The sequence below is a fragment of the Streptomyces sp. NPDC051976 genome (assembly GCF_040680795.1).
In the GTDB taxonomy this organism is placed as follows: domain Bacteria; phylum Actinomycetota; class Actinomycetes; order Streptomycetales; family Streptomycetaceae; genus Actinacidiphila.
In genome coordinates, this window is sequence record NZ_JBFAXL010000129.1 from 1 (window position 1) to 6,233 (window position 6,233).

At 68.8% G+C, this 6,233-nt stretch carries 6 protein-coding genes; 1 reads left to right on the forward strand and 5 read right to left on the reverse strand.

Annotated features, from left to right (window positions below):
* The 5 genes from AB0M29_RS44785 to AB0M29_RS44805 form a co-directional block, all read right to left on the reverse strand.
* Positions 1-676 (reverse strand): LacI family DNA-binding transcriptional regulator (locus AB0M29_RS44785; RefSeq protein WP_365393549.1); only part of this gene is annotated, 676 nt, incomplete at its 3' end.
* Between the two features lie 51 nt (positions 677-727).
* The gene (locus AB0M29_RS44790) at positions 728-2,371 is read right to left on the reverse strand and encodes a glycoside hydrolase family 13 protein (protein ID WP_365393557.1); all 1,644 of its coding nucleotides are present in this window, start codon (positions 2,369-2,371) and stop codon (positions 728-730) included.
* Between the two features lie 199 nt (positions 2,372-2,570).
* A complete protein-coding gene (locus AB0M29_RS44795) occupies positions 2,571-3,485 on the reverse strand; it encodes a carbohydrate ABC transporter permease (RefSeq protein ID WP_365393551.1) in 915 nt (304 codons plus the stop codon).
* A gap of 4 nt (positions 3,486-3,489) precedes the next feature.
* Complete coding sequence (locus AB0M29_RS44800; RefSeq protein ID WP_365393553.1) at positions 3,490-4,446, reverse strand: sugar ABC transporter permease; 957 nt, start codon at positions 4,444-4,446, stop codon at positions 3,490-3,492.
* Positions 4,447-4,534: 88 nt separating this feature from the next.
* Positions 4,535-5,905, reverse strand: a complete 1,371-nt coding sequence (locus AB0M29_RS44805; RefSeq protein ID WP_365393555.1) for an extracellular solute-binding protein — start codon at positions 5,903-5,905, stop codon at positions 4,535-4,537.
* Positions 5,906-6,099: 194 nt separating this feature from the next.
* On the opposite strand from AB0M29_RS44805, the gene AB0M29_RS44810 reads away from it, so the two are divergent.
* The coding region (locus AB0M29_RS44810) for a LacI family DNA-binding transcriptional regulator (protein WP_365393559.1) at positions 6,100-6,233 on the forward strand (134 nt) is incomplete at its 3' end.

The window sequence follows — 6,233 nt, forward strand, 5'->3', positions numbered from 1 at the left end:
CCATGAGTCCGATTTTTGTGTGGCCGAGGGAGGACAGGTGGGCGTAGGCCTGTTGGACCGCGGCCACGTCATCCGTCGACACCTGAGGAAAACCGAGCGTACGAACCGTCCTGCGGTCCAGCCGGTCCTGGTGCCGCTCGGCCGGGTGGTACGCGCTGCCGCGCTCCGCGAACCCGGGCCGGTCGAGCGGCCGGGCGGGTGCCCGGTCCTGCTGCCGTTCCGCCTGGATCGCCGCGTAGTCGACCGCGGCGTTGAGTAGTACGACGGGGACAGCCCGCTGGAGCAGGGCGCCGTACTCGTCGGCGCTCAGGCCGCCGCAGAAGATGACGCCGGAGACCTGCTGGTCCAGCAGCATCGTCACGTACTCGGCCTCGGTCAGCCCGCCCGCGGTGCGCGTGCAGAGCACGGGGGTGAAGCCGAGCTGGACCAGCGCGCCGCCGGCGACCTCCGCGAGGGCAGGGAAGATCGGGTTCTGCAGCTCGGGCAGCACCAGCCCCACCAACCGAGCCCGCACACCCCGCAGTTGGGTCGGCCGCTCATAGCCGAGCACGTCGAGCGCCGTCAGCACCGCCTGCCGTGTGCTGTCCGAGACACCCGGCTTGCCGTTCAGCACCCGGCTGACCGTCGCCTCGCTGACGCCCACCCGCTTGGCCACTTCCGCAAGTCTCCGAGTCATGACGCTCTGCTTTCTCCGTCGGGCCGGGTCGGGTTGCTGCTGGTGCGCTGGTCAGCGCTGCCGCAGCCATACGGTCATGTCGTTCGGCAGCTCTCCCGTGCCTGCGTCGAATCCCGGGTCGCTGGCGAGGAGTATGTCCGCGTCCGCGGGCAGCGGCGCGGCCCCACCGGAGAGGTTGGCCAGGCAGAAGAAGCCGTCGCCGCGGGCGAAGCCCAGGACGCCGGGAGCGTTTCCGGGCAGCCAGCGGAAGTCCGCGCCGCGCAGCCCCCGCTCGCGGCGGCGCAGTCCCAAGGCGGTCCGGTAGAAGGTCAGCATCGAACCCGGCCTGCCGTCCTGCGCCTGCGCGGTGTACGCGGCCCACAGCTTCGGCTGCGGCAGCCACGGCGGCGCAGTGGCGCCCTCGGGGCTGAAGCCGAACGGCGGCCGCTCGCCCGACCAGGGCAGCGGCACCCGGCAGCCGTCACGGCCGATGTCGGTGCCGCCTGTACGGTGGAAGATCGGGTCCTGGCGCAGCTCGTCGGGGATGTCCTCCACCTCCCAAAGCCCCAGCTCCTCGCCCTGGTAGAGATAGCAGCCGCCGGGCAGCGCCAGGTCGAGCAGCAGCGCGGCCCGCGCCCTGCGGGTGCCCAACTCCAAGTCGGTGGGCACCCGGTGTTGGCGCAGCGCCAGCCCGAAGGAGGTGTCGGAGCGGCCGTAGCGGGTGACGTGCCGGGTGACGTCGTGGTTGGACAGCACCCAGCTCGCGGGGGCCCCGACCGAGGCGTGCGCCGCCAGCGTCGCGTCGATGACCCGGCGCAACTCGGCCGCGTCCCAGGGGCAGTTGAGGTAGTCGAAGTTGAAAGCGCTGTGCATCTCGTCGGGCCGCATGTAGTGGGCGAACCGCACCGGGTCGGCGAGCCACACCTCGCCGATCAGAGCGCGCGGCTGCTCGTAGCCGTCGGCGAGCGCCCGCCAGGCTCGGTAGATGCCGTGCACGTCGTCGCGGTCGATGTACGGGTGCGGCGTCGGCGGGGCGTCGTGCGCGAAGTCCGGCAGCGCGGGATCCTTGACGGGCATCGTCGCGGAGTCGATCCGCACGCCGTCGGCGCCGCGGTCGAACCAGAAGCGCAGTACGCTCTCGTGCTCCTCGCGCACCTTGGGGTTGTTCCAGTTGAGGTCGGGCTGCTCGGGCGCGAAGAGATGCAGGTACCACTCGCCGGGCGTGCCGTCGGGGTTGGACGTACGGGTCCAGGCGGGTCCCCCGAAGACGGACTGCCAGTCGTTGGGCGGCAGTTCGCCCTCCGGGCCGCGGCCGGGGCGGAACCAGAACAGCTCGCGGACCTCGGCGCCGGGCCCCGTGGACAACGCTTCCTGAAACCAGGCGTGCTGGTCGGAGACATGGTTTGGCACCACGTCGACGACGATCTTCAGGCCGAGCGCGTGCGCCTCGGCGATCAGGGCTTCGGCCTGCTCCAGGGTGCCGAAGGCGGGGTCGATACGCCGGTAGTCGGCGACGTCGTACCCGGCGTCGGCCTGCGGTGAGGCGTACCAGGGGCTGAACCACAGGGCGTCCACGCCGAGTTCGGCCAGATACGGCAGGCGGTCGCGGACACCGGTCAGGTCGCCGATCCCATCGCCGTCACCGTCGGCGAAGGAGCGCGGGTAGACCTGGTAGATGACGGCGTTACGCCACCAGTGGGCGGGCTCGGCGTGCAAGACGTGTACGGACGCCTCGACGTGATCGGCGTGCTGCTCGGCTGCGACGGGCTGATTGGCCACGGGGCGGGCTCCTTGGGTGAAGGGCGTTCATAGAAGGTGAAGCGGGCAAAACGGCAGGCTGAAGAGCGGGAGGGAGTAGCGCGGCGGCGGTTGGCGGCCCTGGCGACGGGTGGCCGACGGCAATCTCAGGGCCGGGTTAGCCCTTGAGTGCTCCTGCGGACAGACCGCCGAGGATGTGCCGCTGGAAGAAGAGGAACAGCACGATCATCGGCACCGCCGCGATGGACAGGCCGGCGATCATCTCAGTAGGCGGCACCTGTGTGGTGGAGGTGGACAGCCGGTGAAGCGCCACGGACAGCGTCTGCTTGTCGGGGTCCTGGAGCACCAGCAGTGGCCACAGGAAGTCCTTCCACATCCCGACGACCGCGAAGATCGAGATCACTGCGAGCACCGGACGCGACAGTGGCAGCACCACGCGCAGCAGCGTCTGCAGGCGGGAGGCTCCGTCGATGCTGGCGGCGTCGAGGAATTCCTGCGGGATCTGGTCGAAGAAGCGGCGCAGTACGTAGATGTTGAACGCGTTGGCCGCGCCCGGCAGCCACAACGCCCAGGGTGTGTTGAGCAGATTGAGGTGGAGCAGCGGAAGGTCGGAGACCGTCAAATACGCGGGCACCAGCAGCGCGGCCGCCGGCAGCATCAGGCTGGCGAGCATCCCGGCGAAGATCGCCTTGCCGAACGCGGGCCGCAGTTTGGACAGCGCGTAGGCGGCGCACACGTCCACCGAGATCTGGATCAGCCAGCCGCCGGCCGCGTACCAGACGGTGTTGAGGAAGAAGTGCGCGATGTCCATCTGCGTCCACGCGTCCTTGTACGCGGTGACGTGCACGGACTTCGGCAGCAGCGTCGGGGTCTGCGCGGCGAATTCGCGCGGGGTCTCCAGCGCCGAACTCGTCATCCAGTACAGGGGGAAGAGGAAGGCGGCCGCGAACAGCACGGTCGTGACGGTCAGCACCGAGAAGTAGGCGGCGCGGTTGCGCGGCCGGGCCAGCTCCTGGTCGGAGATCAGGCTGCGGGTCGCCGGGGAGGCGGAGGCGGGGGAGGCAGTGGTCATGGTCTCAGTCCGATTCGCGGGTCAGCCGCAGGTACAGCGCGGAGAAGACGCCGAGCACGGCGAACAGCAGCACGCTCATCGACGCCGCGAGCCCGAAGTCGTTGTTGACGGCGAAGGCGTAGCGGTAGATCAGTGTCATCACGGTGATGGTCGACGGGTCGGTGAAACCGGTCAGTTGGAAGGGCTCGATGAAGACCTGCATCGTCGAGACGATCTGGAGCAGCAGCAGGACGAGCATGATGAACCGCATCTGCGGCAGGGTCACGAAACGCAGCCGGGCCCAGATTCCGGCGCCGTCCAGCTCCGCGGCCTCGAACAGCTCGCCGGGGATGGCCTGGAGTGCGGCCAGGTACATTAGCGTCGCGCCGCCCATGTTGGACCAAGTCGACACCAGGACCAGCGAGATCATCGCGGTGTGCGGCGACTGGATCCACTGCGAGGTGGGCAGATGCGCACCACGTAGCGCGGTGTTGAACAGCCCGTCGCCGGGGTCGTAGAAGAACTGCCAGAGCATCACGCTGACGATCGGCGGCAGCATCACCGGCAGGTACACCGCGATGCGGAAGTACGCCTTGAAGTGCCGCAGTTCGTTGAGCAGAACCGCGATGACGAACGGCACCGCGTAGCCGAGCAGGAGCGCGAGGCTGGTGAACTCCGCGGTGTTCTTCCACGCCGTCCAGAACAGCGGGTCGGCGAAGAGGTGGTGGTAGTTGTCCAGGCCCACCCACTGCGGGTCGGTGATCAGGTTGTCCTGCTGGAAGCTGAGGATGACGCCCCGGACCAGCGGGTACCACGAGAACACCGCGAAGCAGACGATGCCGGCCGCCATGAAGGCGTACGCCAGGGCGTTGTCGGCGATCCGGCGGCGCAGCCGGGCGTGCCGCGCGGTGCGTGCCCCGGCGCGGTCGCGGGGCGGCGCCGCGGGGGAGCCGGTGCGGCGTGGGGCCAGGGAGGTGGCCATGGGATCTCCTTGTTCGGCGCCCGCGGGTCGCGCCGGTCGTCAGGGTTCGGAGGGACCCGCGGGCAGTGCAGGGTGGGCTTCCGTGCGGCTACTGCGCCGCGAGCAGGGAGTCGACCTGCTTGGAGGCGTCCGACAGCAGGGCGTCGATGTCGGCGTCCTTCTGCGTCAGAACCTTGGCCATGGCGGTGTCCAGCACGGCGTAGATCTGCTGGGCCTTCGGCGGCTCGAGCTCCAGCGGGATCCCGGCGATGGTCTGCTGGAACGGCGCGTAGTTGGCGACCGGCACATTGGCGTACTTGGTGTCGGCGGTGGACTTGGTCTGTGCGGCGGTGCCGGTCCAGATGTTCGGCTCGGGCAGGCCGACCGGCTGCTTGGCCTGGGCCGCGCGCTGGGAGCCGAGGGTGATGCGGTCGGGGTTCTCGTACTTGAAGGTCACCCAGGCCATGGCGGCCTTGATCTGCTCGGGGGTGTCCTTGGGGTTGAACATGAACCCGCCGCCGCCGGCCAATGTGCCCTTGCCGCCGGGGATCGGGCCGAGGCCGTAGTCTTTGGGGTCGCCCTTGTACTGCGAGGCGATGGTGGGGATGTTGTCCGAGGTGGCGAGGTACATGCCGAGCTTGCCCGCGCCCATCATCTGCAACAGGTCTGCCCACTCCAGTAGTTGGCGCTGGCCCATCGAGTCGTCTGTCCAGCGCATGTCGTGCAACTGCTGGAGCACCGCCTTGCCGGTGGCGTTGTCGAAGTCGGCCTTCCAGCTGCCGTCGGACTGCTGCTTGGCGACGGTGCCGCCACGCGAATACATCTCGGCGGTGAAGTGCCAGCCGCCGGTGTTGGACTTGCTGTAGTCGCCGTAGCCGACGGTGCCCTTGCCGAGCGCGGCGATCTTCTTGGCGTCCGCGCGGACCTCGTCCCAGGTCGTCGGCGGCTTGTCCGGGTCGAGCCCGGCCTGCTTGAACAGCGCGCGGTTGTAGACCAGGCCCATCGAGTAGTTGCCCTCGGGCAGGCCGTAGGTGTGTCCATTGGCGTCCTGGAACACCTTGCGCAGCTGCGGCTTGACCTGGTTCACGGCCGGGAACTGCGACAGGTACGGCGTGATGTCGGCGGCCTGGTGCTTGGCGATCAGCCCCGCCGGATCGGTGTAGTAGACGTAGAAGGCGTTCTCGAGCTGGCCGCCCGCCAGCTTGGTGGTGAAGGTCTGCGGGTCCATCTGGCCCTCGTGCGGCACTACCTTGATCTTCGGGTGGAGCTTCTCGAAGGCGGCGACGTCCTCCAGGAAGATCTTCCGGTTCACGGGGTCGGTCTTGGCGGGCATGTCGTTCACGGTGACGGTGACGGTGCCGTCGGCGGATTTCGACGAGCTGGCGGAGCCGCCGCAGGCGCTCACCGCGAGGGCGAGTCCGGCGGCCGTGGCGACGGCGAGGGCTATGCGGGCACTGCTGCCCGCCGGGAAACCGGTCATGAATCGTCCCTGGTCATGAGGGTGTTGGAGGGGGCGGCCGCTCCCCGAGGTGACGCACAAGCTACGTCGCCCCCACCAGGCACGCAATAGGGAAACACATTTACGCAAAAACCCTACAAGCTCGTCAAGGAGTCGCGTAAGATGTGCAAGCATCGCGCAGAAAATCAACTGCGAAGCGCGGATATAGTGCGCTCATGGTACGCAAACTCGTGCAGGTGGCCCAGAAAGTCGGGGTCAGCGAGGCGACGGTCAGCCGGGTGCTGAACGGCAAGCCGGGTGTCTCGGACAGCACACGGCAGGCGGTGCTGACGGCGCTCGACGTGCTCGG

What these genes read in the sequence shown, in the direction of transcription:
- AB0M29_RS44795 (WP_365393551.1), bottom strand. Translation starts at nt 3,485, where the DNA reads ATGACCACTGCCTCCCCCGCCTCCGCCTCCCCGGCGACCCGCAGCCTG.
- AB0M29_RS44800 (WP_365393553.1), bottom strand. Translation starts at nt 4,446, where the DNA reads ATGGCCACCTCCCTGGCCCCACGCCGCACCGGCTCCCCCGCGGCGCCG.
- AB0M29_RS44805 (WP_365393555.1), bottom strand. Translation starts at nt 5,905, where the DNA reads ATGACCGGTTTCCCGGCGGGCAGCAGTGCCCGCATAGCCCTCGCCGTC.